Consider the following 1,849-nt stretch of genomic DNA (forward strand, 5'->3'; position numbering starts at 1 on the left):
GCCAACAATATATTTGAAATCATAGCCGGGCAAGGCCACCAGCATGGCCCAAGGTACGCTTCATACATGGGCCATGGCAGGTAATTCATTCATTTTAAATCACTAACGAAAACATTAACTAGTTGATAACATTTGCTAGAATCAAATTAATCAAATCATAAATTCATAGCTATGAATAAACTATCATTGAAAAACCATCTCGCTCTATTATTGATGAGTTTCTTAACTTGGGGCCTTTTTGTATTGGTCGGACTTCCCAATTACTACCAAAGCTGGATTTATGAAGCAAAGGTAATTGGTGTTATTGCTGTTACAGTTTTGTACGTGCCATTAGGGGCATTTTTGCTTAAGAGAATGTTTCCTGATAAAGAATATTTTAAAAACTCTCTTTGGTTAGCATTTTACTTGACTGTACCCTTGTTTACGTATGATACTATATTTATTGGAATCATAGGTGGAGAAGGTTTAAAATTTATTCCTAAATATTGGGTATTAACATTCTTCTATTTTTCATTTTGGCTTCAATTTCCTTTAATAGCCCTACTTATGGAAAAAAACTTAAACGAGAATAAAAATATTAAGTAAAAAAGGGATATCACAACCTACAACAAATTGTAAATTCAACAACCGTCTATTGCTCGCACCGCAATCCCAAGCTGCAAATTTCACAAAGAATGTTCTTTGTCACGTAGGAAAAACAAACATTCAATGAATTATCAAACATTTCAACCCCATCCAGATTTGGAATCGTTAATTTGTTGTTATTGGACTTTGGAAGTTCCTGCAACAGATGATGCCCAAAAGCAAAGAATAATTCCTGATGGAACAATAGAAATGGCATTTATTCTAGGAGATGATATCAAACGATATACTTCCAAAGATAACTTTATCCTTCAACCAAGAGCAATGGTACTTGGGCAAACCATTGAACCTTTTTACATAGAACCAACAGGATATGTCGACACATTTGCAATTCGTTTTTATCCTTATGGTTTTGCCAATTTCGTTACTGTTCCCATTAAGACATTGGCAAATAAGGAAACACCAATCGAAATATTGTTCGGAGAAAAAACTGCCAAAAAATTAGAACTAGAAATAGTTCAAGCGATTAATACCAAACAAAGAATAGAGATAATCGAACGTTTTCTTATAAATAAATTAAGTGAACAGTCAACTGTTGACAGCATTGTTAGAACAACCATTGATACTCTTTTACTAACAAAAGGAAGTGCATCTATTGGTGGTATTCTTAAAGAAGATTTATCCAAAAGAAGACAACTTGAAAGAAATTTTTTGAAACAAATTGGGATCAGCCCAAAACAATTAGGAAAAGTGATTCGCTTACAAAGTGCCTTAAAAATGTTGCTTAACGAAAAAGGTGAAAACCTGACTAACATTGCTTATGAAAATGAATACTATGACCAAGCACATTTTATTAAAGACTTCAAGGAGTTTACCGGAATTAGTCCAAAGGAGTTTTTAGGGAATGAAAACATGACTCTTTCTTCTATTTTCTACAAATAAATTAAGCCTGTCGCATTTTTACAATTTCGTTTCTCATTGTTTATATAATTTGGTCTTGACATTATAATTAATAATCATGAAGAGAACGATACTTAATCTTTCTACAGCGATATTAGTTTTAGGCTCTGTTGCTTGTAATAACAAAAACAATTTAAATTCAGAAAGACAAAAGATTGATTCAACCTTAAATCTAAATGCAAAAAACATGAACAGTTATATTTCCATTTTTGAAATTCCAGCAACAGACATTTCACGAGCAATCGAATTTTATCAGGCAATTTTGGAGGTTAAAATTGAAAAAATAGATATTCAAGAAATGCAAATG

The 1,849-nt window shown here is 32.1% G+C and carries 3 protein-coding genes; all 3 read left to right on the forward strand.

Annotated features, from left to right (window positions below):
• Nucleotides 1-171: 171 nt before the first annotated feature.
• The gene (locus E1171_RS01955) at nucleotides 172-585 is read left to right on the forward strand and encodes a hypothetical protein (RefSeq protein WP_155203556.1); all 414 of its coding nucleotides are present in this window, start codon (nucleotides 172-174) and stop codon (nucleotides 583-585) included.
• Nucleotides 586-708: 123 nt separating this feature from the next.
• The gene (locus tag E1171_RS01960) at nucleotides 709-1,524 is read left to right on the forward strand and encodes an AraC family transcriptional regulator (RefSeq protein ID WP_155203558.1); all 816 of its coding nucleotides are present in this window, start codon (nucleotides 709-711) and stop codon (nucleotides 1,522-1,524) included.
• Between the two features lie 76 nt (nucleotides 1,525-1,600).
• A partial coding sequence (locus E1171_RS24115) for a VOC family protein (RefSeq protein ID WP_425509598.1) occupies nucleotides 1,601-1,849 on the forward strand: 249 nt, incomplete at its 3' end.

It is taken from the genome of Xanthovirga aplysinae (assembly GCF_009711365.1).
GTDB classification, from domain to species: Bacteria; Bacteroidota; Bacteroidia; order Cytophagales; family Cyclobacteriaceae; genus Xanthovirga; species Xanthovirga aplysinae.

Bases quoted from the DNA above. Each gene is read 5' to 3' on its own strand.
- E1171_RS01955 (WP_155203556.1), top strand. From the start codon at position 172: ATGAATAAACTATCATTGAAAAACCATCTCGCTCTATTATTGATGAGT.
- E1171_RS01960 (WP_155203558.1), top strand. From the start codon at position 709: ATGAATTATCAAACATTTCAACCCCATCCAGATTTGGAATCGTTAATT.